The 26,245-nt window shown below is 40.0% G+C and carries 27 protein-coding genes, 1 pseudogene and 1 riboswitch; of the genes and pseudogenes, 14 read left to right on the forward strand and 14 right to left on the reverse strand.

Annotated elements, in window-relative coordinates; translation table 11 throughout:
• Nucleotides 1–14: 14 nt before the first annotated feature.
• The 4 genes from M3205_RS11060 to M3205_RS11075 all read right to left on the reverse strand — a co-directional run bounded on the left by M3205_RS11060 (nucleotide 15) and on the right by M3205_RS11075 (nucleotide 4,716).
• On the reverse strand, nucleotides 15–842 hold the full coding sequence (locus M3205_RS11060; RefSeq protein WP_251169962.1) for a hypothetical protein: 828 nt from the start codon (nucleotides 840–842) through the stop codon (nucleotides 15–17).
• A 13-nt stretch (nucleotides 843–855) separates the two neighbouring features.
• A complete protein-coding gene (locus M3205_RS11065; protein ID WP_251169963.1) occupies nucleotides 856–2,517 on the reverse strand; it encodes an ABC transporter permease in 1,662 nt (553 codons plus the stop codon).
• Complete coding sequence (locus tag M3205_RS11070; RefSeq protein WP_251169964.1) at nucleotides 2,510–3,616, reverse strand: ABC transporter ATP-binding protein; 1,107 nt, start codon at nucleotides 3,614–3,616, stop codon at nucleotides 2,510–2,512. The genes M3205_RS11065 and M3205_RS11070 overlap by 8 nt, the downstream gene beginning before the upstream one ends.
• Nucleotides 3,617–3,678: 62 nt before the next feature.
• Nucleotides 3,679–4,716 (reverse strand): ABC transporter substrate-binding protein, encoded by a 1,038-nt coding sequence (locus M3205_RS11075; protein WP_251169965.1) that lies wholly within the window; start codon nucleotides 4,714–4,716, stop codon nucleotides 3,679–3,681.
• Between the two features lie 1,096 nt (nucleotides 4,717–5,812).
• Between M3205_RS11075 and M3205_RS11080 the strand changes: the two genes are divergently transcribed.
• The 8 genes and pseudogenes from M3205_RS11080 (at nucleotide 5,813) to M3205_RS11115 (ending at nucleotide 10,629) form a co-directional block, all read left to right on the forward strand.
• Entirely contained in the window at nucleotides 5,813–6,073 is a 261-nt protein-coding gene (locus tag M3205_RS11080; protein ID WP_251170002.1) for a metal-sensitive transcriptional regulator, read from the forward strand.
• Between the two features lie 90 nt (nucleotides 6,074–6,163).
• Nucleotides 6,164–6,522 (forward strand): annotated as a pseudogene (locus tag M3205_RS11085) (rhodanese-like domain-containing protein).
• A 15-nt stretch (nucleotides 6,523–6,537) separates the two neighbouring features.
• Nucleotides 6,538–6,837 carry a rhodanese-like domain-containing protein gene (locus M3205_RS11090; RefSeq protein WP_251169966.1) on the forward strand — a complete coding sequence of 100 codons (300 nt, stop codon included), beginning with the start codon at nucleotides 6,538–6,540 and terminating at the stop codon, nucleotides 6,835–6,837.
• A 156-nt stretch (nucleotides 6,838–6,993) separates the two neighbouring features.
• Nucleotides 6,994–7,470 (forward strand): DsrE/DsrF/DrsH-like family protein, encoded by a 477-nt coding sequence (locus M3205_RS11095; RefSeq protein WP_285886256.1) that lies wholly within the window; start codon nucleotides 6,994–6,996, stop codon nucleotides 7,468–7,470.
• 305 nt (nucleotides 7,471–7,775) lie between these two features.
• Nucleotides 7,776–8,354: a sulfurtransferase TusA family protein gene (locus tag M3205_RS11100; protein WP_251169967.1), complete on the forward strand. Its 579-nt coding sequence runs from the start codon at nucleotides 7,776–7,778 to the stop codon at nucleotides 8,352–8,354.
• A 41-nt stretch (nucleotides 8,355–8,395) separates the two neighbouring features.
• Nucleotides 8,396–9,517, forward strand: coding sequence for an MBL fold metallo-hydrolase (locus M3205_RS11105; RefSeq protein WP_251169968.1), 1,122 nt, complete (start codon nucleotides 8,396–8,398; stop codon nucleotides 9,515–9,517).
• A gap of 43 nt (nucleotides 9,518–9,560) precedes the next feature.
• Nucleotides 9,561–9,788 (forward strand): sulfurtransferase TusA family protein, encoded by a 228-nt coding sequence (locus tag M3205_RS11110; RefSeq protein ID WP_095243726.1) that lies wholly within the window; start codon nucleotides 9,561–9,563, stop codon nucleotides 9,786–9,788.
• A gap of 64 nt (nucleotides 9,789–9,852) precedes the next feature.
• Nucleotides 9,853–10,629, forward strand: coding sequence for a sulfite exporter TauE/SafE family protein (locus M3205_RS11115; protein ID WP_251169969.1), 777 nt, complete (start codon nucleotides 9,853–9,855; stop codon nucleotides 10,627–10,629).
• 118 nt (nucleotides 10,630–10,747) lie between these two features.
• Here M3205_RS11115 and M3205_RS11120 read toward each other — a convergent pair whose 3' ends face one another.
• The gene (locus M3205_RS11120; protein WP_251169970.1) at nucleotides 10,748–11,641 is read right to left on the reverse strand and encodes a YitT family protein; all 894 of its coding nucleotides are present in this window, start codon (nucleotides 11,639–11,641) and stop codon (nucleotides 10,748–10,750) included.
• A 316-nt stretch (nucleotides 11,642–11,957) separates the two neighbouring features.
• Here M3205_RS11120 and M3205_RS11125 point away from each other — a divergent pair, with 316 nt between their 5' ends.
• On the forward strand, nucleotides 11,958–12,860 hold the full coding sequence (locus M3205_RS11125; protein WP_251169971.1) for a YihY/virulence factor BrkB family protein: 903 nt from the start codon (nucleotides 11,958–11,960) through the stop codon (nucleotides 12,858–12,860).
• 81 nt (nucleotides 12,861–12,941) lie between these two features.
• Here M3205_RS11125 and M3205_RS11130 read toward each other — a convergent pair whose 3' ends face one another.
• On the reverse strand, nucleotides 12,942–13,256 hold the full coding sequence (locus tag M3205_RS11130; protein ID WP_251169972.1) for a DUF948 domain-containing protein: 315 nt from the start codon (nucleotides 13,254–13,256) through the stop codon (nucleotides 12,942–12,944).
• Nucleotides 13,257–13,453: 197 nt separating this feature from the next.
• Nucleotides 13,454–13,555, forward strand: a riboswitch (purine riboswitch).
• 88 nt (nucleotides 13,556–13,643) lie between these two features.
• On the opposite strand from M3205_RS11130, the gene M3205_RS11135 reads away from it, so the two are divergent.
• Both M3205_RS11135 and M3205_RS11140 read left to right on the forward strand, forming a co-directional pair.
• Nucleotides 13,644–14,939, forward strand: coding sequence for an NCS2 family permease (locus M3205_RS11135; protein WP_251169973.1), 1,296 nt, complete (start codon nucleotides 13,644–13,646; stop codon nucleotides 14,937–14,939).
• Nucleotides 14,940–15,159: 220 nt separating this feature from the next.
• A complete protein-coding gene (locus tag M3205_RS11140; RefSeq protein WP_251169974.1) occupies nucleotides 15,160–16,113 on the forward strand; it encodes a cation diffusion facilitator family transporter in 954 nt (317 codons plus the stop codon).
• A 22-nt stretch (nucleotides 16,114–16,135) separates the two neighbouring features.
• Here the strand turns inward: M3205_RS11140 and M3205_RS11145 are convergent, their stop codons facing one another.
• Both M3205_RS11145 and M3205_RS11150 read right to left on the reverse strand, forming a co-directional pair.
• Nucleotides 16,136–16,453 carry an ArsR/SmtB family transcription factor gene (locus M3205_RS11145; protein WP_251169975.1) on the reverse strand — a complete coding sequence of 106 codons (318 nt, stop codon included), beginning with the start codon at nucleotides 16,451–16,453 and terminating at the stop codon, nucleotides 16,136–16,138.
• Between the two features lie 79 nt (nucleotides 16,454–16,532).
• Entirely contained in the window at nucleotides 16,533–17,174 is a 642-nt protein-coding gene (locus tag M3205_RS11150) for a hypothetical protein (RefSeq protein ID WP_251169976.1), read from the reverse strand.
• Nucleotides 17,175–17,353: 179 nt separating this feature from the next.
• On the opposite strand from M3205_RS11150, the gene M3205_RS11155 reads away from it, so the two are divergent.
• Nucleotides 17,354–18,052, forward strand: a complete 699-nt coding sequence (locus M3205_RS11155; RefSeq protein ID WP_251169977.1) for a response regulator transcription factor — start codon at nucleotides 17,354–17,356, stop codon at nucleotides 18,050–18,052.
• A complete protein-coding gene (locus M3205_RS11160; RefSeq protein ID WP_251170004.1) occupies nucleotides 18,042–19,451 on the forward strand; it encodes a sensor histidine kinase in 1,410 nt (469 codons plus the stop codon). Before M3205_RS11155 ends, M3205_RS11160 begins: the two co-directional genes overlap by 11 nt.
• 47 nt (nucleotides 19,452–19,498) lie before the next feature.
• Here the strand turns inward: M3205_RS11160 and M3205_RS11165 are convergent, their stop codons facing one another.
• The 5 genes from M3205_RS11165 to M3205_RS11185 form a co-directional block, all read right to left on the reverse strand.
• A complete protein-coding gene (locus tag M3205_RS11165) occupies nucleotides 19,499–20,854 on the reverse strand; it encodes a hemolysin family protein (RefSeq protein ID WP_251169978.1) in 1,356 nt (451 codons plus the stop codon).
• Nucleotides 20,855–20,918: 64 nt separating this feature from the next.
• A complete protein-coding gene (locus M3205_RS11170) occupies nucleotides 20,919–21,320 on the reverse strand; it encodes a MerR family transcriptional regulator (RefSeq protein WP_311315728.1) in 402 nt (133 codons plus the stop codon).
• Nucleotides 21,321–21,611: 291 nt separating this feature from the next.
• On the reverse strand, nucleotides 21,612–22,904 hold the full coding sequence (locus tag M3205_RS11175) for a hemolysin family protein (protein WP_251169979.1): 1,293 nt from the start codon (nucleotides 22,902–22,904) through the stop codon (nucleotides 21,612–21,614).
• 204 nt (nucleotides 22,905–23,108) lie between these two features.
• Nucleotides 23,109–23,651 carry a GNAT family N-acetyltransferase gene (locus tag M3205_RS11180; RefSeq protein ID WP_251169980.1) on the reverse strand — a complete coding sequence of 181 codons (543 nt, stop codon included), beginning with the start codon at nucleotides 23,649–23,651 and terminating at the stop codon, nucleotides 23,109–23,111.
• A 133-nt stretch (nucleotides 23,652–23,784) separates the two neighbouring features.
• The gene (locus M3205_RS11185) at nucleotides 23,785–24,924 is read right to left on the reverse strand and encodes a histidine kinase N-terminal domain-containing protein (protein WP_251169981.1); all 1,140 of its coding nucleotides are present in this window, start codon (nucleotides 24,922–24,924) and stop codon (nucleotides 23,785–23,787) included.
• Nucleotides 24,925–25,191: 267 nt separating this feature from the next.
• On the opposite strand from M3205_RS11185, the gene M3205_RS11190 reads away from it, so the two are divergent.
• Nucleotides 25,192–25,662, forward strand: coding sequence for a helix-turn-helix transcriptional regulator (locus tag M3205_RS11190; RefSeq protein ID WP_251169982.1), 471 nt, complete (start codon nucleotides 25,192–25,194; stop codon nucleotides 25,660–25,662).
• 31 nt (nucleotides 25,663–25,693) lie between these two features.
• Here the strand turns inward: M3205_RS11190 and M3205_RS11195 are convergent, their stop codons facing one another.
• Entirely contained in the window at nucleotides 25,694–26,230 is a 537-nt protein-coding gene (locus tag M3205_RS11195; protein ID WP_251169983.1) for a universal stress protein, read from the reverse strand.
• Between the last annotated feature and the right edge of the window lie 15 nt (nucleotides 26,231–26,245).

A 26,245-nucleotide genomic window follows, 5' to 3' on the forward strand; every position in this document is an offset into this window, starting at 1 on the left:
TCAAAGCGGGCTGACTACACTTTCATCCTTAAAAAGGATCTGTCATCAAACGAATCTTTCCCTTTTTCCAATCCTTTGGTATTGGGGTGGATAAAATAGCAGAGCGGATCGTTCTGAAGCAGATGTGCCAGTGCTGCTTCAGTGTCAGCAAGATTCTCTTTAATGACCGGATAACCGTCACTCGCCAATATCAGGTCAGCTGCATGCTCCACATCCACCACTTTCACTTGATTCATGATGACAGGAAAACCGTCAATCACTGTATAAGCCAATGGCGAATCCTCCTGATTATTCTGGTATATATATTGCTGCTTAAGGAACGGTTGAATATGCAGGGTACTCATATCTTTCTGAAAAAGTTCTTCAGTTTCCTTTGTTTCCAAATAACTGCGGAGAATAGTGACCCTCATATCCGTCATCAATCGATCGACCAGCTTCTCATTCTTTACGATCATCCCGTCAATCGAGCACTGACAATCACCCACAAACCAGATTTCTTTGCGGTGATGGCTATAAATGACCATGTTTGCCCCCATTCTCTTATGGGGATGGACTGTGACTTCTTCAAGGATCTCATGTTCCCTGTAGTAATCGCCTATACAGTCAGTCAGAGCCGTTACCGCTTCATGATACTTTATATCCGGGGAAAAGCGGGCGATACATCCGGAAAGGAGTCCTGTACATATTAAAGCAGGGGAAACCCCGGAATAAAGTGTCTTATCCTGGGGCGTCATTCCGTCTATGACAGCGGCAAAACCCGGTACGGTCACAATTCTATCTTCATTATCCTCCTCTCTCCCTGATTTAGCATGTGTGAATTTTTCCAGTACGGTATACCCCATCGTCTTCCTCCCGTTAAATACTGATTTCTTTCGACTTATTAAATGTAAAGAAGATAATCAGCGTAATGATCGTTGTGACAGTCAAGATTGTCGATAACGCAGCTGCTGTTCCATAGCTCGCTCTTATGACCTCTGAATAAATGGCAACAGACATGGTTCTTGTACTGCCTGTAAAGAGGATAATTGATGAACTCAGCTCATTAATGACAGTAATCCAGCTGAGGAGGGCACCCGCCAGCACGCCGGGCATCATCAACTTCGCCGTGACATTGAGAAAAGTCCTTAACTGGGAATACCCCAGACTGATCGAAGCTTCCTCCAGGCTCGGACTCAATTGGTAAATGATCGCTGCACTTGAACGCGTGGTATAAGGCAGCCGTCTTATCACATAGGATATGATCATGATGGCCGCTCCCCCGCTCAACATAAGAGGTTCATCATTGAACGCTACGAGGAGGGTGATACCCAGGACCGATCCCGGAATGATATAAGGAAACATCGCAATGGTGTCCAATAAGGAAGTGAATATATTTTTGCGGCGTACGGAAACGTATGCAATCAACATCCCGAGGACAATGATGATCAAAATCGCGATGAGACCATATACAAATGTATTCATGATCGAATCTCCCATACGATCCATAACTGTGATGTAGCTGTCCAGTGAGAATCCAGGAACAAAGATCGATCCCTGTGTCTTTAAGAATGACGTATAAATAACGGTCACCTGAGGGATGATAGCAATGGCGATCGTCAAGTAAATAAATAGATGGGCCAGTACATTCTTGATGCCCGTTACTTTCACCGGTTTAATGGGACGCAGTGAACTCATTTCAAACGATTTCTTATTCACAATATATTTCTGCCCAATGAAAATGAAGGCTGTAATGACGATCATGATGGTACTGAGTGCTGCCGCAAACGAGGCATTCCCTCCGACTTCACTGATAAACTCTGAGTATATGAGAACAGGCATAGTTGAGAAGCCTTCCCCGATCAGCATCGGCGTACCAAAGTCTGCTAATGCATTCATGAACACCAGCAGGGATCCTGCAAGAATCGTCGGTAAAATCAATGGCAGAATCAGCGTATATACCTTTTTCATTCCCGTCGTACCAAGGCTCTCGGCTGCCTCGATCAAGGAAGAATCCATCTTCTTCAAAGCCCCGGATACATAAAGATATATAAATGGAAACAGCTTGAATGTAAAAACAATCAATATGCCGGCAAACCCATATATACTGGGGGTTTGTATATTAAAATGCTCCTTGAAGAATGTAGAGATCACACCGCTTCTCCCCAGAAGCAGGATCCACGAATAGGCACCGATAAAAGGCGGTGAAAGCACAGAGATGATGATGAGGACCTCGAGGATCTTCTTCCCTTTTATTTTCATTGTCGTCATTAAATAAGCCAGTGGAACACCAAGCAATACGGCGAATATCGTGACCAGGATGGTAATCGAGAAACTGTTAAACAGAGACTCATAATAATACTTTTTCTCAAAGAAAGTTTGATAGTTTACCAATGTGAAACTATCTGATTCGGCACTTTTGAAACTATTGATGATGAGTGAAGATAAAGGGTATACGAGAAACAGGATGAAAATCGACAAACACAGAATAATCATGATATTCCAGAAGTCAAATTTCACTCTCGGCCATTTTCTATTCATATCTCTTTACTCCTTCAATCAGACTTTGTTCGCCGTCACTGGTAAAGACATTGATTTTATCCACCATGACGTCCAGCTTGATCGACTGATTCACTTCAAAGAAATGTTTTGAAGTGTTCGTGTCCTGGCTTAGTTCAACCTTACTTCCATTCGGTAATTGTACTTCGTAGTGAATGTATTTACCGAGGAAATTCCTGAGCAATACGACCCCTTCAATGCCTTTATCCGTTTCCGAAATAATGAATTCCTCCGGCCGGACGGCAACCGTCACATCCATTCCATCTACTATATCCCGCTGAAGAGTGGATATTTCAAAACGATATCCATCTGAGAGTGTAATCAGGTTTTTTCCATCTTTTTGAGATACTTTTCCTGAGAATAGATTTGAGTGGCCGATGAACGTAGCGACGAATTGATTGGCTGGACGCAAATAGATATCCGTCGGTGAACCCACTTGCTGAATTTCCCCCTTGTTCATCACCGCAATCCTGTCTGAAATGGCGAGCGCCTCTTCTTGATCATGAGTGACATATACCGTGGTGATTCCAATTTCCTTTTGAATTTCATTGATCGCCCGCCTCATATCAACCCTCAGTTTCGCATCCAGGTTTGACAGGGGCTCATCCATCAACAATACTTTCGGGTGAATGACAATGGCCCGGGCTAATGCAACCCTCTGCTGCTGGCCGCCGGAAAGTCTTGCCGGAAGCCGGTCCCTGTATTGAGAAATCTGGACGGTCTCCAATATTTCTTCCAGCCGCCTCTCTTTTTCTTCTTTCGGCAACTTCCTTGCATTCAGCCCGTACTTTACATTATCCTTCACGGTCATATGTGGAAAGATGGCATAACTTTGAAACACCATTCCGATATCCCGTTTATTCACCGGGATATCATTTATGACTTGTTCATTAAATGAGATCGTTCCTCCATCTACACTGTGAAACCCTGCAATCATCCTTAAGAGCGTAGTTTTCCCGCATCCGGAAGGACCAAGCAAAGTGAATAATTCCCCTTCTTCAATATGTAACGAAAGCTGATCAATTACCGTTGTATCACCATATTTTTTGGTTACATCATTAAACTTGATTTGAGTCGGCATCTGTCTTCCTCCTATTTTAAAAAGAACCGCCTCCTCTTCCTGAGGGAGGCGGCCGATTCATCTTAATTGCTTGTGAATATATCTTTGTATTGGCTTAATAATTTTCCTTTGTTCTCATTGGACCACTCTTCGTCATCCTCGATAAGCTTCACTTCACTTAAATCTTTCATGCCTGATTTAGGTTCGATTTCAATATCCTTTAAAACAGCACGGCGATTTAATTCAGAAGTGATCTTCTGTTGAACATCTTTACCTGTTACATAATCAACAAATTTCTTGGCATTTTCCATATTCTTAGCGCCTTTAATAATAGCCATCCCATCTGCTTTTGCGATGGTGCCTTCTTCCGGATAGACCACTTCAACAGGTGCACCGTTTTTCACATAATTCAAAGCAGCTTCCTCAAAAGTCAGCCCAACCGTATATTCACCATCGGCAACGCCTTTGTAAACAGCAGAGGACCCGCTTAACAACTTGCCATCCAGATTCTTGATGAATTTGGACACATAATCCCAGCCATCATCAGGCTCTCCATTACCCATGGCATACAACTGATTGATAAGATGTTCGAATGAAGAAGATGACTTAGAAGGATCCGCGTTTGCAATCGTACCTTTTAAATCCTTGTTCAAAAGATCTTCATAACCTTCGACTTTAACATCACCGATCAAATTCTTATTAATCATGATGACACTCGGTACAACAGAAAAACGAGTGATATAGCCATCGGTGTTTTTATATGGATCCAGCACCTGATCTTCATTTGAAGACTCGTACTTCTCAAAAAGATCTTTATTCGAGCTTAAGGTAGAAATAGATCCACCCCATAACACATCGGATAACGGATTATTGCGCTCTGATTCTACGCGTTTCAATAATTCACCAGAACCCGCTGAAATCAACTCCACCTTGATACCAGTTTCATTTTCGAAATCTTTAACAAGCGACTCCGTAAACTCAAGAGGATGAGGAGAATACACGGTCAATTCCTTTGAGCTGCCGCCAGTCTTCTCCTTATCCCCCGACGAAGAACAAGCAGACAGTGTAAGCGTTAACATAATAAGGCATAAAAACAGAACAGAACTAAAACCCTTTTTCATTCATTTCACTCCTTAAACTAATCTTATCTCTACTTTAAACATTTCAAATTCTCGCCACAATCCGAAAAACAACCCAGAATATCCGAATTAATGAACCACTGCCGGGGGATGGGTCCTCTATTTTTTACAGGAGTACTTGTCTGGCTGGTTTCAGAGAAGGAGGAAAACGGACGACATTGATGGAACCATTTTAATTAAACGTTTGTTTCATTGCATGAGAGGCCTGATGGAAAAGGGAACAGGGGACTGGTTTACTGTCCCGCTACTATGCTACTATAATTACTCGTGGGACACGGGACCAGTCCCCCGTCCTACATGCCAATATGTTCCCGCTCGTTCATATAGTAAAGTGAATAATTGGAAAGGGGTGAACCACATTTTTTTCTTTACAGCCATTGATAAATTGAGGAAAGGATGATGATCTTGAAAATTACAGATTCAGCTCGAGACCTATTGAAAAAGGTTCTTCAAGAGAAAAATACGGGCGGCATTAGAGTGTATTTTGCAGGCTTTGGCTGAGGTGGCCCTCAAATTGGACTGGCTCTGGATGAGCCGGAAGCAGATGATATAATCGATACAATAAATGAGATCCAGGTGGCAATCGACCCGGAAATCAAACCGCATACAGAAAGTATGATTCTTGACCATGACCAGGAAAATGAAAGACTGGTCCTGTTAGGCAATGACAGCGACTGCTGTTAATGAAAAACACCCACACGGGTGTTTTTCTATTTTTAAGGCTCTTTTCGTATAAATTGTTGTTTTTCGCTTATCAATGTTGTCCGTTGATTGCAGTGAGAGAATGCTCAGCAAACCACGGGGCGGGCGGTGAGCCTCCCCGGCGCTACGCGTCTGTGGGGTCTCACCTTGTCCCGCTAATCCCGTAGGACGTTGAATAGGCTACCTTGAGTAAACACCGCACGAAGAAAATGCGAATGCATTTTAGAGGATCTCGCACCTTCCACTACAATCAACTCAGTAAATATAATATAAATAGCAACAAACTTTGCGAAAACAGCCATTTTTAAACATGTATTGACTATATACCTATTGGGGTATATAATGTGGATTGTAAAACTAAATTGGGGTGAAGATGGTGTTGTACGATACAAAAACTAAAAATCGAATCAAAAGGGTGGAAGGTCAGCTTAGAGGGATTTTAAAAATGATTGAGGATGAAAAAGATTGCAAATCTGTCATTACCCAGCTAACAGCTTCAAGATCAGCAATTGATAAAGCAATTGCAGTTATTGTCAGTTCCAATCTTGAACAATGTATTGTTGAAAACGCTGAAAAGGGAATTGAGAGTTCCATCATAATTGAAGAGGCTGTTAACTTACTTGTTAAAAGCCGATGATGGTCAGTTGACTTCTTTTTTTATTTAGTTATAATATACCATATAGGGTATAAAATGAAAGCATAATCACATAAATTTGGAGGTAAGCAAATGACTATTGCAAATGGAATCATTATCGCCCTGCTTATTATTTTTCTCGTTCAGAAGCTGATCCCAATAAAAGGCGTAAAACTGATGACAACTGCTCAGCTGAAGAATGAAATGAAGGACAAAGAAAAGCAATATATTGATGTAAGGACATCAGCTGAATTTAAGAGCTTCCATATACCGGGATTTAAAAACTTTCCTCTTCATCAGCTTCACCAGAAAATGGGACAGCTATCAACAGATAAGGAAGTAGTTGTTATTTGTCAAAGCGGAATGAGAAGCAGCAAAGCAGTAAAATTCTAAAAAAAGCTGGATATAAGAACATTACAAATATTAAAGGCGGAGTAAGTGCCTGGAGATAATGAGGAGAACATTAAATGAAAACAATGACTGTTAAAGAAGTAGAGCAGCAGCTTGCTGCAGGAGAAAAATTAAATATCATTGATGTGCGGGAAGCAGATGAGGTAAAAGAAGGAAAGATAGCTTCAGCTATTCATATTCCACTTGGATTAATTGAATTCCGTATGCATGAGCTGGATAAGGATCAGGAATATGTTATGGTTTGCCGATCAGGGAACCGCAGTGGATTAGCTGCACGATTTCTTGAAGGACAGGGGTTTACTGTCATTAACATGCTTGGTGGTATGATGAACTGGGAAGGAGCATTAGATTACTGATCTGCAAGTGGCCAATAACAGGTGTTGACAGAAAGTCAAATATACTCTATTGCATACCCCGTTAGGTATTTTGAATCACTTTAAAAGCTTATAAAAAACAAATAAAATTATTTTTGATAATTAAAATACCCGGTAGGGTAAGGGGAGGATAAAAGATTGGAAAAGAAAAAAACAACAATCGTTCTATTCAGCGGAGATTATGACAAGGTGATGGCGGCTTATATCATTGCAAACGGTGCAGCTGCTTACGATCATGAGGTAACCATCTTTCACACATTCTGGGGACTGAATGCTTTGAGAAAAGATGAGTCAATTCAAGTCAAAAAAACTTTTATGGAAAAAATGTTTGGCAAAATGATGCCAAGAGGCCCGGAAAAAATGGGTTTATCTAAAATGAATATGGCTGGAATGGGTCCTAAGATGATCAAAGATATTATGAAAAAGCACAACACAATGCCAGTAAGCGACCTTATTGAAATGGCAAAAGAACAGGAAATTAAGCTTGTAGCCTGTCAAATGACTGTTGATCTTCTTGGATTCAAACAGGAAGAAATAATTGATGGTGTGGAATATGCCGGTGTAGCTGCATATCTTGCAGATGCAGAAAACGGCAATGTCAACTTATTTATCTAAGGCTGTTTTCGCAAAGTTTGTTGCTTTTTATATTATATTTACTGAGTGATTGGAGCGGAAGGTGCGAGATCCTCGACAATGCATTCGCATTTTCTTCGTGCGGTGTTTACTCAAGGTAGCCAACGACCTATGGGAGTAGTGGGACAGGTGAGACCCTACAGACGCGCAGCGTCAAGGAGGTTCACCGCCCGCCCCGTGGTTCGCTGAGCATCCTCTCGCTGCAATCAACGGACAACATTAAATAAGCGAAAAACAACAATTTATACGAAAAGAGCCTTATCTAAAGTTATAAGGAGGAATAACTAATGGAAACTTTAAAAACAAACTCTTCAGTAGATGCAAAGGGGCTTGCATGCCCAATGCCGATTGTAAAAACAAAAAAAGCAATAACTAACCTGAATCCGGGGGAAGTGCTTGAGGTCCTTGCAACAGATAAAGGTTCAAAAGCAGATATTCAGGCCTGGGCAAAAAGCTCAGGACACCAATATCTTGGAACAATGGAAGAAGGAGGAGTGCTTAAGCATTATATACGGAAAGCAGGGGAAGGTGAAGAGCGCGAAGCTTCAACTTTTGAGCCTGTTGCCTCTAACGATGATCTTTTAAAAGAGATGGACTCTAATGATGATATTGTTGTTCTCGATGTCAGAGAACCTGCAGAATATGCATTCGGCCACATTCCCAATGCAATTTCGATTCCCTTCGGAGAATTGGAGGAGAGAATTAGCGAGCTGAACCAGGATAAAAAGATTTTTGTAGTATGCCGTACAGGGAGTCGAAGTGATATGGCTTCCCAGGTATTAGCTGAAAAAGGCTTCTCAAATGTAATTAATGTAGTGCCGGGAATGTCAGAATGGAATGGACCGAAAGAAACGAAGCTAGACTAAAATTTTTTAAGGCGAACTATACATTAGGGGGTATAAAAATAATGAAAGCAATGACTGCTGGTGAAGTAACAAAAAAGGTTATTCATAATGAAGAACTATTTATACTTGATGTACGTAATGAAACTGACTTTAACGATTGGAAGATTGAAGGCAAAAACTTTGCATACTTGAATGTTCCTTACTTTGACCTTCTTGATGGTGTAGAATCCATTCTGGATAAAATTCCGTCTGATAAAGAGCTTTTGGTAGTGTGTGCAAAAGAAGGTTCTTCTGTCATGGTCGCAGAAATGCTTGAAGACGCAGGACGCGATGCTTCTTACCTTGCAGGTGGAATGAAATCATGGAGTGAACATCTTGAGCCTGTTAAAGTGGGCGATTTAAAGGATGGCGGAGAAATGTATCAATTTGTCCGCATCGGAAAAGGCTGCCTTTCCTACATGGTGATTTCAAACGGTGAAGCTGCAATCGTTGATGCAACAAGAATGACAGACGTATTTACTGATTTTGCTGCAGAAAAGAATGCAGAGATTAAGCATGTATTTGATACACATCTTCATGCAGATCATATTTCTGGCGGACGCAAAATTGCTGAAAAAACGGGTGCTTCCTACTGGCTTCCTCCTAAGGATGCTGAAGAAGTAACATTTGAATACAGCCGTCTTGAAGATGGAAACGAAGTTATGGTTGGTTCTGCTAAAATCAGCATTCAAGCTATTTACTCTCCAGGCCATACTATTGGCTCAACATCTTTTGTAGTGGACGATCAATACCTTCTTTCGGGTGATATACTATTCATCGATTCTATCGGACGTCCTGACCTTGCCGGTAAAGCCGGGGATTGGGCTGGAGATTTAAGAGGAACACTTTATAAGCGCTATAAAGACCTTTCAGACGAATTAGTTGTTATGCCTGCACACTTCATGATTATTGAAGAATTGAATGAGGATGGCAGCGTATCAGAAAAACTTGGCACATTATTTGCCGAAAATCACGGATTAAATATCGAAGACGAAGGTGAGTTCAGAAAGTTAGTTTCTGAAAATCTTCCTCCTCAGCCAAATGCTTATCAGGAAATCCGAGAAACAAATATGGGAAAAATCAGCCCGGACGAAGAAAAGCAGCATGAGATGGAAATCGGTCCCAATCGCTGTGCTGTAAGATAATCCTTTTGTCAAAAACTAACAATAAAATTTGGGGGAATGAAATATGAATGCAGCAAAAATTCTGGATGCAAAAGGCTTAGCTTGTCCGATGCCAATCGTAAAAACGAAGAAAGCAATAGGAGAAATCGAATCAGGGCAAGTGCTTGAAGTTCATACAACAGATAAAGGCGCTGTTAAAGATTTGGCTGCCTGGACAGAGTCAACAGGACATGAGCTTTTAAAACATGAGGATGACAACGGAGTGTTAAAGTTCTGGATAAAAAAAGGCTGATCTATTGAAAAGATAAAAGGGGGGTTCAACTCCCTTTTATTGCTTAAAAGGAGGGAGTGGCCACATGGATTTTACTTTTTTGATCGTCATATTTTTAATTGGTTTTATCGGGTCTTATATTTCCGGAATGGTGGGAATTGGCGGATCAATCATTAAGTACCCAATGCTATTATACATTCCGCCGTTGTTTGGATTAGCTGCCTTTTCTGCTCATGAAGTTTCAGGAATCAGTGCTGTACAGGTGTTTTTTGCAACAATCGGAGGTGTCTGGGCCTACAGGAAAGGCGGATATCTGAATAAAACTCTAATTATTTATATGGGTTCAGCCATATTAGTCGGGAGTTTAATCGGAAGCTACGGTTCAAGGTTTATGACTGAAGGCGGCATTAATCTTGTTTATGGAGTTTTAGCTTTAATTGCTGCAATCATGATGTTTGTGCCGAAAAAAGGCTTGGATGCTATCCCTTTGGATCAAGTAAAGTTCAATAAATGGCTTGCAGCCTTCTTTGCTTTAATTGTCGGCATCGGGGCTGGTATCGTCGGTGCAGCAGGTGCCTTTTTACTGGTTCCTATTATGCTGGTTGTATTGAAAATTCCTACAAGGATGACGATTGCGACATCACTGGCAATAACGTTTATTTCATCGATTGGATCTACAGCTGGCAAATTGGCAACCGGACAGGTGGACTATGTCCCTGCAGCCATTATGATTATTGCCAGCTTAATTGCTTCTCCATTAGGAGCTGCTTCAGGAAAGAAAGTAAATACAAAAATTCTCCAGGTTATTTTGGCTGTACTAATCCTGGCTACATCCATTAAGATCTGGATGGATATATTATAATTTTGGGGAGGGAGCAGCTGATGCTGTTCCCATTAATGCTTAACCTATGGTTAACCGGTAAAAAATAATCGTATACTTCAGATAAAGGAGAGCTGTTTCTGGAAGAAACCAAAGAATCTTAATGAATGGCTTTCTTTTTAAATCTTCCGCCCCTGACTTCCGCAATATCAGCAACTGCTAAAAAAGCACTGGGATCTGTTTCTTCAACGATGGCTTTTAATTTTGCCTCTTCCAGTCTAGTGATGACACAAAAGATTACTTTTTTATCATCCCCTGTGTAAGCACCTTCCCCATTTAAGTAGGTAACTCCTCTTCCAAGACGTGCCAGGATCGCTTCGCCGATAACCTTATGCTGATCACTGATGATCCATGCTGATTTTGATTCATCCAGCCCGCTGATCACCACATCAATTGTTTTGAAAGCAATGAAATAAGCGAGGATGGAATACATGGCTCTGTTCCAGCCGAAAACAAAGCCTGCCGTAGCAAATATGAAGATATTGAAAAACATAATAATTTCCCCGACAGAGAATGGGAGTTTTTTATTTACCAGAATGGCCAGAATCTCTGTTCCATCTAAGGATCCTCCATACCTGATTACCATGCCGACCCCAACACCAAGAACAATGCCGCCAAATACAGTTGCTAATAGTAAATCCTCTGTAAAAACAGGAACATCATGCAAAAGAAGGGTGGCTGATGATAATACGGCAATCCCGAGCAGCGTAGATAACGCAAAGGTTTTCCCTATCTGTTTGTATCCTATGTAAAAAAATGGGATGTTAAGGATGAAAATAAACCAGCCAAGCTGCCAGCCGGACAGGTGAGAGAGGATAATGGAGATGCCTACTATTCCACCGTCCAGAATTTTATTTGGCACAAGGAACTCTTCAATCCCCACGCCCATAAGTATGGCTCCAACTATGATGAAGAAAATTCTTTTTGCAAGCTTTCCTTTAGTCAATCCTTTATGTACATTTGCTTCAACAGCCGTTTCGTGTGATACGTTCATAAATGACCCCCATTTTATATGATATCCAAGTATCTGTATAAGCTAATAATATAATATGATTGCTTGTGCCATTTTAGCTCAAACCAATTAATCGGCAAGTGTGACAATTACTATATCTAATTATAACATTTCTTATATTAGATGGGGGATTCCGGGATTACAATAATGCGCTCAGTTCTGTAATCCTTTGTAAAGATCAGTTAGGGATCCTTTTTACCAGTCTGATTGAATATTTTATGAAAATACGATTAGTGCAAAGCTCTTCGGGGAAATAAACACATACAAGCTATTAGCTGCATAGGGGAGGGATAGTTACATGCATAAGGTTATTCAATTTGGCAAGAAGCTCGGGAAGGAGTTTAAGAATGATCGGGCAACCGGGCTTGCAGCCGAACAAGCCTATTATTATATGCTCTCCATTTTTCCTTTATTAATTCTGCTTATCTCCATTGTTCCATATCTATCACTGGATCCTCAAAAAGCATTAACCAATCTGCAGAGTGTAATGCCTTCTGATTCGTTTAGTGTAATCAAGGATAATGTGGTAGATGTCATTACGAAGCCAAACCGCGGTCTATTGACATTTGGTATTATCGGTACATTATGGTCGGCTTCTAATGGAATGCAGGCTTTCATAAGGGCTATGAATGATGCGTTTGATGTAGAGGAATCGAGATCATTTATAAAATCAAGACTGGTTTCCATAGGCTTAACACTTGGACTGCTTGCAGCATTCATTGTTGCCATGGTTCTTCCTGTATTCGGGAAAGTGATCCTGAATTTGATTGGAAATTTTATAAATATTTCTGATGGGATGCAAACTCTGATCAATATATTGAGATGGGCAGTTGCTTTTGTAATCATGGTTACAGTTCTGGCCATTCTTTATAAGGTCGCACCGAATAAACATTTTCCTTTCAAACATGTATTGCCGGGTGCAATAGCCGCCACGGTTATGTGGCAAATAATATCTTTTGGCTTATCCTTTTACGTAAGCAATTTCGGAAATTATTCAGCCACATATGGGAGTCTTGGCGGAGTTATTGTATTAATGCTTTGGTTCTTTTTGACCGGCCTTGCACTTGTTATTGGCGGAGAAATAAGTGCTCTCTATCACAGAAATAATACATTCAAACCGGGCAGGGGGAAGAAAGAAGATAAAAAAGATCCTAATGTACAATCGGATGGAGAAGCGTATCGTACACTTTCAATTAAATAAGACGAAATAAAACGAGGGCGCAGCCCTCGTTTTATTTCGTCTTATTCTAACGGGGCAGTAAGACCCCCACTGATTGAAGTTTCACTTTATATGATGGATAAAAGGTATTTTAATGTTCCACCACTTTTTTATTTTTTTCGGTGTTTCTTTAACAGCATCCACTGTATTATTAAATGTTTGTTTCTTAATATTGATATCCTTTTGGATTTCTTTCTGGGTTGCTGTCAGTTCGTCAACTCCATTTTTTACTTGATCTGCTTTTAGCTGCATGACAGTGCTTATTGCTGTCAGCTTCTTAATTGCGGGTTTGGCATCCTTGTACATTTTAAAAGCATATATGCCGAGAAAAATCAGGGATGCTGCTATAAGAATCAAGCTTGCATAAATAATGAACATTACGGCCTGCCTCCTCAAGTTGGGTTTTCTTATTATTTACCCATTAACTCATAAAATTAACGTTAAATCTTTTTAACCAACTTCAAGATAAAAGGGAATTCTCAGAATAAATTAAAGAATTGACGTCCAAATGTGATTTTGCTAGAATTGGTTTCATTATATCAACATATTGTGTTTGAGCAGTACACTGATTGGTGTGCTGTGTCTTACATTTTACCTGTATATGTTCAGAGATAGGGTCTGAGCGTTTCTACCGGGCTGCCGTAAATAGCTTGACTACAGGGGATATAGCTTGTTTGAATAGGCATGCTATTTTCTTCTGTTTTCCTTATGGCAGCTTCGCATCTTGCGGAGCTTTTTTTATTTTCCAAAAAAGGAGGGAATGGCATGTCATCTTTTTTCCGGTTTCATGAAAGAGAAACATCATACAAACAGGAAACAATTGCAGGTTTAACCACGTTTTTATCAATGGCATATATTCTAATTGTAAATCCCATTATCCTTAGCCAGGCCGGAATGGATAAAGGGGCCGTGTTTACTGCTACGGCACTCTCGGCTATTATTGGCTCCTTATTAATTGGCCTGCTGTCCAATTATCCGATCGGGATTGCCCCGAGCATGGGTCTCAATTCTTTCTTCACTTTTTCGGTTTGCATCGGAATGGGTATTCCGTGGCAAACCGCATTAACAGGTGTATTTATCTCAGGGATCTTATTTGTGATTTTAAGTTTATTAAAAATACGCGAAAAAATTATTAACATTATACCTAAGGATTTAAAGCATGCAATTGCTGGCGGCATCGGATTTTTTATTGCTTTCATCGGATTGAAGAATGCGGGCCTTGTTGTAGGAAATGATGCCACATTTGTGGCGATTGGCGATATCAAATCCCCAGTGACACTGCTGGCTGTTTTCTGTTTTATATTAACTATCATATTGATGGTAAGAGGAGTTAAAGGGGCCATTTTCTATGGTATGGTCATTTCAGCTGCTGCAGGAATGTTAATTGGCCTTATTGATAAGCCGGAAAAAATCGTGGGGGCCATTCCGAGTCTTGAACCGACATTTGGTGAGGTTTTTCTTCATATCGATCAAGTATTTACTCCGGAAATGCTGGCAGTAATATTTACTTTCTTATTTGTTGCCTTTTTTGATACAGCAGGAGCCTTAATTGCAATTGCAAGTCAGGCTGGCCTTATGAAAAATAATGAAATTCCTAATGCCGGCAAAGCGCTTTTGGCTGATTCCAGTGCAACAGTAGTAGGCTCTGTGCTTGGAACTTCTACAACTGCTTCTATGATTGAGTCCAGCTCAGGGATTGCGGCTGGAGGCAGAACAGGTTTTACATCAGTAATCATCTCTGCATGCTTCACGATTGCTTTATTCTTTTCTCCATTGCTCAGTGTGATAACGGCTGAAGTAACATCGCCGGCACTAATCATAGTTGGAGCACTGATGGCCATGGAGGTAAAACATATTGACTGGGGTAAACTGGAAATCGCAATTCCTGCGTTCGTGACCATCTTAATGATGCCTTTGACCTTCAGTGTAGCAACAGGGATTGCACTCGGTTTTATTTTATACCCAATTACAATGCTGGCACTTAAAAGGCCAAAAGAAATTCATCCCATCATGTATGGACTGTGTATTGCATTTATGGGTTATTTTGTTTATCTAGCATAAGGGAAAGGTGCTGCCTGCAGAGTCAGGCAGCCTTTTTTGCATTTCTATCATTACATGCAATAGTTCTTTCAATTTTCTGATGTTTTGTTGATTTCTTCAGAAGATGGTTGAGCCTATTCATTTAGTTATATTAAATGGGAATAATAAAAATTATTGAACAATAAGCCAAAGTCATACATAATATATATGAGCATATATTCATATAAAGGGAGTGTATAGCATGGGACACAGTCATGGGCACGGGCATGGACATGGGCATGGACATGGACATGGACATGGACATTCACATGATCACCATCACACTGGCAATAAAAAGGCGTTGATGTGGGCATTTATTTTAATTGCTTTATTTATGATTGTAGAAGTGATTGGCGGGATATGGACTAACAGCCTTGCGCTGCTATCGGACGCCGGGCACATGCTGAGTGATGCAGCTGCGCTTGGTCTGAGTTTTCTTGCGATCAAAATAGGTGAAAAAAAGGCGACGAATTCAAAAACATTTGGCTATAAACGATTTGAAATTATTGCTGCTTCAATAAATGGCATTACCCTGCTCCTAATTTCTCTCTATATTTTCTATGAGGCCTATCACCGCATTCTTGAGCCGCCGGCAGTCCAAAGTATGGGGATGCTCGTGATTTCATCGGTCGGGTTGCTCGTCAATATTGCTGCAGCATTCATATTAATGAGCGGGGATAAGGATCACAACTTAAATGTAAGAAGCGCTTTTCTGCATGTTCTTGGTGACCTGCTTGGTTCTGTGGGAGCAATAGCTGCTGCCCTTTTAATTTATTTCTTCGGGTGGGGCATTGCCGACCCCATTGCAAGTATAATAGTAGCTGTTCTCATTCTTGTAAGCGGATGGAGAGTGGCAAAAGAGTCTTTCCACATTTTAATGGAGGGGACACCTGCCCACCTGAACCCAGAGGATATTAAAAGTGCGCTCCTCGGACTTGCACATGTAAAAGACGTTCACGACCTTCATATTTGGACGATTACTTCCGGTTTTCCTTCTCTTAGCTGCCATCTTGTAATTGAAAATGAGGGAGGGCACGATGCGGTCCTTCATGCCGCTCAGTCTGTGCTGCATGATGAATATGGGATTGAGCATAGCACGATACAAGTGGAGGGAGAAAGAAAAGGCTGTCCCGGCCATAATGAAAGCTGCAATTAATAAAGCCCTAAGGACAGCTTATTCATGAATGCTGACTATGTTCAATAGCCTGATTCAATAAACTTATAACATGTTCATCATCATGGCTGTAGAATAGAGTTGTTCCTTCACGGCGGAATTTTACCAGACGCAGATTTTTCAAAAAGCGAAGCTGGTGAGATACGGTAGACTGGAGCAAGGAAAGGTTTTCGGCAATTTCATTAACAGAGTATTCTCCGTGAAATAATAAGTGAAGAATTCTAAGTCTGGTTGGGTCGGATAGAGCTTTGAAGGTCTGTGAGACCATGAATAAAGTTTCTTCATCCAGGTCATCTGGGTACACCGATTTATTATCTGTCATTTTATTCACCTCTCTTTTTCATTATAAGATTGTTTTTTATAAAACGAAACCGCAGATATCTCTCTGCGGTTTCAACTTTTTATTTTGTCTTTCTGATTTCCTTGTGAATTTCATCAATCAGTTTTTTCATTTCAGCATGAATTTGTTCTTTATCAAGATTTAATTCTGTTTTTATATTTAACAGTGACTTTCCTTGTTCCCTCATCTGGATTATTTCATCCAGATCCTTGTTTGCTGCTTTTGCCACGGCTGCACCTGAAACAAGGAAACGAAGTGGGACTCCTTTGTCAAGGTAAGTCTGCAGCACTTGAGGGGTTTTTCCGGAATACTCGGAGACCTTTTGCAGAACAGCTTCCTTATGCGTTTCAAGGAACTTTTCCATGTGATGGTGATGATGCTTTTTTATTTTCTCTATATCCACCCCATACTGCTTTGCTGTTTTTTCCCAGGAGGAGTTATTTTCTTTATAAAAAGTCAATACCTCTGTAACCTGTTTATTTGAAAACTTCGCAATGTGGGCAGCTATGAAGATTTCTCTTTTCGTGAATCCTTGTTCCTGAAGGGATTTCATTAGGGGTTCATCAATAATTCTGTGATGGTGCTCATGTTTTTCCTGATGTCCAGGTGATTTTTCACTTGGTGCTGTTTCGGCATTAACCGATAAAGTGCCACCAGCTAAAAAAAGGCAAAATAATATTCGCAGTAGAAATTTCTTATTCATTTTTATTTCGCTCCTTTCAAAATAATAACTCGTATTTAGCATTTCCCAAGATATTGCAAAACAATAAAAAATCGGCCAACATTTTATAGAAAAAACTATGGTCAGAGATATTAATTGTAAAAAAACACTCATTTCGATTACATTAAGAATAAAAGACTGTTCAGGGCGGTGAAGGGAAAATGAAAATACTTGTTGTGGAAGATAATGAAAGTGTTTGTTCAATGCTGGAGATGTTCTTTATGAAAGAAGGGTATCAGGGTGTTTTTGTTCACGATGGCCAGCGGGGGTTTGAGCATTTTAATAAAGAAAAATGGGACTTAATTATCGTCGATTGGATGCTTCCGATCATGGATGGAGTGACCCTCTGCCGTAAAATAAGAGAACTGAGCAAGGTTCCGATTATTATGCTGACGGCAAAAGACAGCGAATCCGATCAGGTTCTGGGCCTTGAAATGGGTGCCGATGATTATGTCACCAAGCCATTCAGCCCGCTGACGCTGATGGCCAGGATAAAAGCCGTGACACGCAGATTTCAGGCTGAAGCAGGAACAGATGAACACCACTATGTTGCCAGTGAATCTTTCAAGATCAGTAAAGAATCCAGAGAGGCATACTATAATGGACAGCTATTAAAGAATTTGACTCCAAAAGAATTTGACTTGCTGTATTATCTTGTAAAACATCCCAAACAGGTTTTTACAAGAGAGCAGCTGCTCGATAGTGTATGGGGTTATCAGTTTTATGGAGATGAAAGAACTGTGGATGTTCATATAAAAAGGCTTCGGAAAAAAATAGGCACGGATGAGCAGCCTTTTATTCATACAGTATGGGGTGTGGGTTATAAATTCGATGAAACGGCAGCGGAAAATGAAGGTTAAGTATTTTTATCAGCTGCTGATCAGTCATGTCAGCATCCTAATCCTGGCATTCCTGTTATTAAGCCTTCTATTCTCCCAGTTTGTCGAGAATTATATTTTTGAAAATAAAGTGGAAGAGCTCGATTCCTATGGTGAGCAGATCCTGACAGATATAACAGTCAGGATAGAGGGGGATGAGCAATTTCTGACAGAATATAGCCAGCTGCTTGATGCGAGAAATATCAAATATATTCTCTTTGATCATAAAGGGAGGGTCTTGTACCCTGAACTTAAATCGGATCCGATGATTCAGCTGACTAAATCCGAGTGGGCAGAAATTTCGAAAGGAAAAAAAGTAACTGTAAAGCATGATATAGAACGTTTCGGCCAGGAGGTAACATTGGTTGCCCTGCCATATATGCAGGGGGGCAATCTTGTTGGCGGAGTTTTACTTCTGTCCCCAATAACAGGTGCTATGGAGGTTGTCAGCCAATTAAATCGATTTTTATTATATACCATTTTTATTTCACTCTCAGCGACCATCCTTTTAAGTCTGGTTCTCTCTAAAAATCTGATCAGGAGAATAATGGATCTTAGGAATGCTGCCTCTATGATTTCATCCGGGAACTACGATATCAATGTTCCTTATACCTATATGGACGAAATTGGGGAATTGGCCAAAGATTTTAATGAAATGGCAGCAAGACTTAGGGAATCCAATGAAGAAATCAGAATACTGGAAAATAGAAGAAGGAAATTCATCGCTGATGTATCGCACGAGCTTCGGACTCCATTGACCACTATCAGCGGTTTGGCTGAAGGTATTAAGGGAGGTCTGATCCCGGAGGAGGAAACAGAAAAAGGGATGATCCTGATAGATAGGGAAGCAAAGAGGCTTATTCGGCTGGTGAATGAAAATCTGGATTATGAGAAGATTCGTTCCAATCAGCTACAGCTGCATAAAATGGATATTGATCTCATGGAAGCATTTGAAATTGTAAAGGAACAATTGGAAATTCAGGCAGAGGAAAAAGGTAACGGGATTTATATAGAGGCTGAAGAAGGGGTTTCGGTGTATGCGGACTATGACCGGCTGATTCAGATTCTGGTGAATATTGTAAAGAACAGCATTCAATTCACCGAGCATGGCTCCATATTTTTAAGAGGCAAAGAAGATACCGATGAGACATTGATTATAATAGAAGATACGGGTATAGGCATCGACCCGAAAGAAATTGAGTCGATCTGGCTGCGGTTTTATAAAGCTGATTTATCCAGGACCAATCATTCATTTGGTGAATTTGGCATTGGCCTTTCCATTGTTAAACAGCTAGTTCAGCTCCACAACGGAGAAATTACTGTCAACAGTGAAAAAGGTGCAGGGACCAAATTTACGATTAGATTTCCGCGGGAGCAATAAGAACAAATAAAAGGAACAGCCTTCTAATGGGCTGTTCCTTGGTCTATTTAAGACAATACTTCTGATTCAGTAAAGGGCATTTTTTTTGCAGGTGCCGGCTCTTCTGTTTCAGGTACTGCTGTAACTTCAAGATACTTAATATGGTGCTCTTCCATATCCAGAATTTTAAATCGATATTTTTCGTGCTCGATTATATCACCTTGTTTGGCTTCGTAATTCTCAGTCAATATCCATCCGCCAATTGTATCAACATCTTCATCATTAATACCGGTACCCAGCAAGTCATTGACTTCGCTGACGAGAACTTTTGAATCGATGATATATTGGCCTTCCTGCGTACTCCGGACCATCGGTACTTCATCCATGTCGAACTCATCACGGATCTCGCCGACAATCTCTTCAATTATATCCTCAACAGTCACTAACCCCGAGGTACCGCCGTATTCATCCATTAAGATGGCCATGTGTATGCGTTCTTTTTGCATTTTTAGAAGAAGCTCATGGATAGGTATGCTGTCAATGACCCGGATAATGGGACGAATGTAAGATTCAAGCGTGCTTGATGATAATTCCCGGTTCATAATTAGATCTGTCATGACTTCTTTAATGTTGACCATGCCAATGATATGATCCTTATCTCCATCTATAATGGGGTATCGAGTAAATTTCTCTTCCTGAACGGTTTGCAGAAAGTCTTCAAGTGTATCATCTTTTGAGAGAGAAACAATTTCAGTACGCGGAACCATGATTTCTTTCGCGATCCGATTATCGAATTCAAAGATTTTATTTACATACTTAAACTCAGATTGGTTAATTTCGCCGCTTTCATAGCTTTCTGATAAAATAATGCGAAGTTCTTCTTCAGAATGCGCTAAATCGTGTTCAGAAGCAGGCTTTAAGCCAAACATGCTGGTCAATAGGCGGGCAGAACCGTTCAACGCCCAAATGATTGGATACATAACCCGGTAAAACCAGATTAAAGGACGTGTTGTTAAAAGTGTTACCGCTTCTGCTTTTTGTATCGCCAGAGTCTTTGGGGCCAATTCTCCTACAACTACATGCAGGAAGGTGATAAAAGCAAAAGCAATGGTGAATGAGATAACATGTGAAATGGATGACGGCATACCGAAACTATTTATCACCGGACGCAGCAGGTGTTCAATTGTCGGTTCACCCAGCCAGCCAAGACCAAGTGCTGTAATGGTAATTCCCAGCTGGCAGGCTGAAAGGTATTCATCCAAATTCGAAATCACTTTCTTCGCAGCAATTGCATTTTTATTGCCTTCTTCAATTAGCTGATCAATTCTGGAACTTCGTATTTTAACAATGGCAAATTCCGAAGTAACGAAAAAAGCCGTTAAAGCAATTAAAATGGCTATAAAAACCAAGTTTAATATGTCCAAATAAGTTCCCCTTATCCCGCCTGAACGGGCAGGGTGTCACCTCCTGATTTTGTGAAAAATGGGATTAGCTTGTTAAGCCGGAAAGGGAACGGAGCAATGCAGTACTTTCGGCAGTCAGCTTTCTGGAGAAGCCATCTTTCTGCTCCTCATCCATTGTATTGATGAGGGGCATGAGCACAGCTATTTCCTGTTGCAGTTGTTTCATCTGTAATCTGACTGCGTTGATGTGCTTTTCAACTTCCCCTGTCTGAATCTCCCTTTTCGTTTTCATTTCTAGTTTTCTCTTAATCTCTTCAAGCGGAAGATGCAGTATTTTGCATTCTTCAATAAATCTTAGATCAGACAATACTTCTTCTGAATATATGCGATAATTTGATTTTGAGCGTTTCGCTTTTATTAGGCCAATGCTAGTGTAGTAGTCAATCGTTCTTTTTGAAACGTTAGCAATATTGGCTAATTCGCCGATACGATAGTAAGCCCCATCATATCACCTCTGCTTTGAATACTTATATCTCCATAATAATGCTTTACAACAAGAGATATAGTTAGAACCAATTATACGTTAGCGGAAACCATACAGTCAAACGTAGCAGTTTGGAAAAAAGGATTACATTTATTTTATGAAATTATTCATAAAATATGAAGTAAAAAGATTCAAAAAAAATAAAAAAATTTATAGAAGCATAAAAGTTAAAGCTTAAGCGTGTTTTAGCAGAAAAAAACCAGAAGCAAACTGTGCTCCTGGTCTTTAAGTAATTTATATTTTCACAACTTCAATATAAGAAATGTGGTGTCCATCCATTTCTTTAATAATAAATTTGTATCCCTCTTCTTCAATAATGTCACCCTGAGCAACATCGTATTTCTGCGTCATGATCCAGCCGCCGATTGTATCCACCTCATTATCAGATAAAGTTGTTCCCAGGAGATCATTAGCTTCTGTAATCAGCAGTTTTGCATCAAGGATATAATGGTTTTCCGCTGACTTTTGAACAAGCGGAAGCTCATCGGCATCAAATTCGTCCCGGATTTCACCAACGATTTCTTCCAGGATATCTTCTGCTGTGACCAATCCAGCGGTTCCGCCGTATTCATCAAGGAGAATCGCCATATGTGAACGCTCCTTTTGCATTCTAAGGAGTAAATCGTGAATAGGGATGGTTTCAATGACCCTGATGACAGGTTTAATATATCGCCTTAAAGGGCGTTCTTCTTCACATTTTTTTCTTACACAGTCAGTTAAGATTTCCTTAACATTAATGATCCCGAGAATATTATCTTTATCGCCAGCCGTTACCGGATAGCGGGTATATCGCTCATTTAAGATGAGATTGAGAGTTTCTGCCAGTGATGAATCTTCCGGGAAGGTAACAATCTCGGTCCGCGGAACCATAATCTCTTTGGCGATTCTATTGTCAAACTCGAATATCCGATCAACATACTGGTATTCGGATGGATTAATTTCACCGCTCTTTAAACTTTCAGACAGGATAATTCGAAGCTCTTCCTCTGAATGGGCCATCTCACTCTCTGAAACCGGCTTCAGTCCAAATAATCCGGTAACCACTCTCGCTGAACTATTTAAAATCCAAATGAACGGATACATAATTCTATAAAACAAAATTAATGGCTTTGAAAAAGATAAAGTTATGGCCTCTGCTTTTTGAATGGCAAAGGTTTTAGGCGCAAGCTCTCCAATGACCACGTGGAGAAATGTCACTACAGCAAAAGCAATAATAAAGGAGAGGAAATGAGTTAAGGAAGCCTTCAAGTTGAAACTTTCAAATACAGGATGAAGCAGTCGCTCAATAGTCGGTTCACCCAACCAGCCAAGGCCCAGTGCGGTGATTGTGATTCCAAGCTGACAGGCAGATAAATACTCATCCAGACTGCTGATCACTTGTTTTGCAGTACGGGCATTAGGATTTCCCTCCAGCACAAGCTGATCAATTCTTGATGTTCGCACTTTTACAATGGCGAATTCAGATGCAACAAAGAAAGCAGTTAATGCAATTAATAAAAATAACAGGAACAGGTTTAGGGTGATCATATATAACCCTTACACTAAATGAAAGGGTCCTCCACCTCCTTTATAATATGTACTTTTCCCATATTCATAAATTTTACAAATAAACCATGAATAAAGGATTTATTTTATATGAAATACCCTGAATTAAGAGATGTAATCAGGAAAAATAAATTATGCTGTCCGGAATGCTGGGCAAAATAAAAAGCCTGAGCACAGGCTTTTTATTTAAACACTCCATTCTCTTGCCAGAAGTCCGTATACTGCTAGATCGTGATATCGATTATATAGATACTCACCATCCCGGATGATTCCTTCCTGTCTAAAACCAAGCCGTTCAGGGATCGCGCGGCTTTTTCCATTACTGGTACCGCAGCGGATTTCAATGCGGTTCAGTTTTAAATCAAAAAAGGCATAATTGATCATGGCCTGCACGCTCCGAGTCATTATTCCATTTCCCTCAAACCCTTTTGCAAGGTAGTAGCCAATGCTGGTTTGTCTGTTGTTCCAGTCGATCTGGTGAAAACCAATAGAGCCTGCAAGTTTTCCCTGATAACGGATTCCTGCATTAAATCCGTTATTATCGGCAAACTGCTTCAGCCATATAGGAATGATTGAATGATACTGGACAGGTGATGCCATATTATCTACCCATGGAAGCCACTCTCTTAAGTGGGTGCGGTTTCTGTCCACCAAGTCGAAAAGCTCTTCTGAATGATGAAGCTGGAACAATTGTAATTCTATTTCTTCATCTACCTTTAATGAAAACAAGTGACAAGCCTCCTTCAATAAAATGCAAATAATATTAATCATAATTTGGAAAAAAATAAAAGTATATGATTTTTTGGTAATATAATTTAGGCATCTTTGCTTGAAAGATAAAAAAGCTGCTCCCGGTTCGGAGTCAGCTCTTGTCTTTAGTCAGTTTTTCAGTTGGAAGAGTTATGCTGAACACGGTCCAGTCTGATTCGGTGTCGCAGGTCAGAGTCCCTTGATGTTTTTCAATTATCTCTCTGCAAACAAACAGGCCAAGCCCCGTTCCAAGTGTTTTTGTTGTAACAAAAGGCTCAAAAATAGAATTAACCAGGTGATCCGGAATTCTCGGTCCATTGTTGGAAATATCCAGCTTTATATGGCCATCCGAAGCCCATTTGCTTTTAATACGGATGACAGGGTCGCTGCGGTACTGTGTAAGCACGTCAATGGCATTGAAGATAATATTAATGAAGACTTGACGGATTTCATCTGCATATCCAACCAAATAGATTTCATCTTTCATATCATGAAGTATCGTAACCTTTCCATCCAGAATACTGGGATACAAAAATATCAGGACTTCATCTATTAAATCATTTAAAGAGAAAGCAATTTTTTCTTTTCCGATCAGTTCCTTTTTAGAGAGAAGCAGGAATTGTGAAATTCTAAAATTCAGCTGCTCCAGTTCATTTGAAATAATATCTAAATACTTCATAGAAGGATTCTCGGATTTTAACAGCTGTATAAACCCTTGTACAGATGTAAGCGGATTTCTGAATTCATGAATAAAGCTTGAAGTCATCTGGCCCAGCAGCGTTAATCTATCTTTATGGGTGGAATCGATAAATTGTGTTTTTTCCTTTATAATCTGATCTTTGGCGTCTGTATATCTGGACACAGCATGATATAAAAATTTATCGAAACAATAACCGATTTTTTCGTACTGTCTCTGGAGATCATGAAAATGTATTTTGGAACGATTCAATATATTGAGAATGATCGTTCTTCCAAGATTGACATTATAAACAAAATCTCCAATATTAATATCTGCTTTTACTCGCTGTTCAGCGACAGAGTAGGCCAGTTTCTGAATATAGTCTTCAAGTTCTTTCCCATCTTTTAGCAATATTTGAATAACTAATTGGTACATAGCGTCGCCGTTATCTTTGATTTTATCTTTAAAGGGATCATCCCTATTTATGAGTATTTTATCGTTCCATTCCCTTAAAAGGTTCTCTCTTTCCGTCTGAAGCAGCTCCAAAATGGCATTATTTGTTTCAATCGTCATTTTATCCTCCACTTTTTCATAGTAACACTTAACCAATAAATTTCGATAGAATTTTGTAAAATCCTCTGTTAAATTTATGGAAAATATCAGTAATTTTTTCCCTGAAGATTATGCCCAACTCGTGACTAAATGCACAGTCATTTTTTCGATATAATTGGTATAGTTAAAGAAAAGCTGGTTTTTAATTTGAAATATTGTCATAATTTCTTTTATAATATAAAGGCAGGTGTAAATTTACACCAACAACAAAAAAGGAATGAAGCTGCATTGACTAGAGATGAAATTATACTGAAAGTTTCAGATAAGATACGTCTTATTCGGACAGAGGCCGGATACACACAGGATAAGATGGCCGAAATTATTGGCGTTTCAAAAAAGACCCTGGTTCAAATAGAGAAAGGGCGAGCGGAGGCAGGCTGGTCCACAGTAGTAGCTGTTTGTGCATTATTCAGAGAAACGGAAACAGTCCGGTTTTTGTTTGGAAATGAACCGCTTGAAGTCCTTGAGACTATTGCCAGAGAAGGAATCGATTATAGGAAGGAAAAGACTCTTGGCGGAAAGCTCTGGTGGCGGGAAATTAAGAGAAGAAACGGCTTGATTCTTCAGCAAAACATCATCAGCCAGCACTACAGGATTATTGACCAGGATCATTTTAGAATTTACAGCAGTTTCGATGAAATGTCTTCAAAAGAACGGTTTGAGGAGCTGGCAGCAGAGAATAAAGATCTTCAACAATAAAGAAAAGCAGCCGCCGGGCTGCTTTTCTATTTTACGGATTTTGCAGATTTACCTTATCTTTTGCTATAAGCACCGGGCAAGGAGCATTTTTGGCAATTTTTGTACTGGTGCTCCCAAGGAACATCTCTTTAATTCCGCCTTTGCCTGAGTTTCCTACAATAATTAAATCAGCGTTTTCGGCCACTGCATATTCACATATGCTTTCTGCCGCACTTCCCTCAATAACCTCGAACTTAGCATTGATATTATAAGGTTCAAGAATTTCCTTTGCATTGAAAAAAGTATTGTCAACACTATGCTTAACTCTCGCGTGTGTATTGGAAGAGGATTCATCATGATATACCGGAAGAGGAGGAATCTGAATCCCTTCAAGCAGATAGCCGTTTGTTCTAACAGGCTCTACCGCTTTTTCATTATTTATGGGAATATTTTCAACTGTTTCTTCAAAAACCTGAGCAACCAGGAGCTGAGCTTCAGGATTTTGTTTAACTAATCCTATTGCCAATGTCAATGCCTGTCTGCTTCCGTCTGAATCATCATAGCCCAATACAATTTTATTAAAATTCATAATGATCACTCCTTC

The sequence above is a fragment of the Cytobacillus firmus genome, assembly GCF_023715565.1.
In the GTDB taxonomy this organism is placed as follows: Bacteria; Bacillota; Bacilli; order Bacillales; family Cytobacillaceae; genus Cytobacillus; species Cytobacillus firmus_C.

Bases quoted from the DNA above. Each gene is read 5' to 3' on its own strand.
- M3205_RS11090 (WP_251169966.1), top strand. From the start codon at position 6,538: ATGAAAACAATGACTGTTAAAGAAGTAGAGCAGCAGCTTGCTGCAGGA.
- M3205_RS11115 (WP_251169969.1), top strand. From the start codon at position 9,853: ATGGATTTTACTTTTTTGATCGTCATATTTTTAATTGGTTTTATCGGG.
- M3205_RS11075 (WP_251169965.1), bottom strand. From the start codon at position 4,716: ATGAAAAAGGGTTTTAGTTCTGTTCTGTTTTTATGCCTTATTATGTTA.
- M3205_RS11065 (WP_251169963.1), bottom strand. From the start codon at position 2,517: ATGAATAGAAAATGGCCGAGAGTGAAATTTGACTTCTGGAATATCATG.
- M3205_RS11175 (WP_251169979.1), bottom strand. From the start codon at position 22,904: ATGATCACCCTAAACCTGTTCCTGTTATTTTTATTAATTGCATTAACT.
- M3205_RS11120 (WP_251169970.1), bottom strand. From the start codon at position 11,641: ATGAACGTATCACACGAAACGGCTGTTGAAGCAAATGTACATAAAGGA.
- M3205_RS11060 (WP_251169962.1), bottom strand. From the start codon at position 842: ATGGGGTATACCGTACTGGAAAAATTCACACATGCTAAATCAGGGAGA.
- M3205_RS11135 (WP_251169973.1), top strand. From the start codon at position 13,644: ATGTCATCTTTTTTCCGGTTTCATGAAAGAGAAACATCATACAAACAG.
- M3205_RS11145 (WP_251169975.1), bottom strand. From the start codon at position 16,453: ATGACAGATAATAAATCGGTGTACCCAGATGACCTGGATGAAGAAACT.
- M3205_RS11100 (WP_251169967.1), top strand. From the start codon at position 7,776: ATGGAAACTTTAAAAACAAACTCTTCAGTAGATGCAAAGGGGCTTGCA.
- M3205_RS11140 (WP_251169974.1), top strand. From the start codon at position 15,160: ATGGGACACAGTCATGGGCACGGGCATGGACATGGGCATGGACATGGA.
- M3205_RS11195 (WP_251169983.1), bottom strand. From the start codon at position 26,230: ATGAATTTTAATAAAATTGTATTGGGCTATGATGATTCAGACGGAAGC.
- M3205_RS11160 (WP_251170004.1), top strand. From the start codon at position 18,042: ATGAAGGTTAAGTATTTTTATCAGCTGCTGATCAGTCATGTCAGCATC.
- M3205_RS11070 (WP_251169964.1), bottom strand. From the start codon at position 3,616: ATGCCGACTCAAATCAAGTTTAATGATGTAACCAAAAAATATGGTGAT.
- M3205_RS11110 (WP_095243726.1), top strand. From the start codon at position 9,561: ATGAATGCAGCAAAAATTCTGGATGCAAAAGGCTTAGCTTGTCCGATG.
- M3205_RS11155 (WP_251169977.1), top strand. From the start codon at position 17,354: ATGAAAATACTTGTTGTGGAAGATAATGAAAGTGTTTGTTCAATGCTG.
- M3205_RS11185 (WP_251169981.1), bottom strand. From the start codon at position 24,924: ATGACGATTGAAACAAATAATGCCATTTTGGAGCTGCTTCAGACGGAA.
- M3205_RS11105 (WP_251169968.1), top strand. From the start codon at position 8,396: ATGAAAGCAATGACTGCTGGTGAAGTAACAAAAAAGGTTATTCATAAT.
- M3205_RS11125 (WP_251169971.1), top strand. From the start codon at position 11,958: ATGCATAAGGTTATTCAATTTGGCAAGAAGCTCGGGAAGGAGTTTAAG.
- M3205_RS11130 (WP_251169972.1), bottom strand. From the start codon at position 13,256: ATGTTCATTATTTATGCAAGCTTGATTCTTATAGCAGCATCCCTGATT.
- M3205_RS11150 (WP_251169976.1), bottom strand. From the start codon at position 17,174: ATGAATAAGAAATTTCTACTGCGAATATTATTTTGCCTTTTTTTAGCT.